Consider the following 242-nt stretch of genomic DNA (forward strand, 5'->3'; position numbering starts at 1 on the left):
GTTAATGTCCAATCAACTTCTTCAGCACCACCAGCAAACACCATATCTTGCTTACCCATCTGGATAAGTTCAACGGCATGGCCAATACAATGGGCCGAAGTGGCACACGCGGAACTGATAGAATAACTCATGCCTTTAATTTTAAATGGTGTTGCTAAACAAGCGCTTGCGGTGCTAGACATAATGCGTGGCACAATATAAGGACCCACGCGCTTAACGCCTTTTTCACGCAATGTATCAGC

At 45.5% G+C, this 242-nt stretch carries 1 protein-coding gene; it reads right to left on the reverse strand.

Annotated features, from left to right (window positions below):
* Positions 1-242, reverse strand: a 242-nt coding sequence (locus AAEY98_RS22610) for a beta-ketoacyl synthase N-terminal-like domain-containing protein (protein ID WP_351019878.1), incomplete at both ends; no start/stop codon positions are given.

Source organism: Shewanella sp. AC91-MNA-CIBAN-0169 (assembly GCF_040310165.1).
Classification (GTDB): Bacteria; Pseudomonadota; Gammaproteobacteria; order Enterobacterales; family Shewanellaceae; genus Shewanella.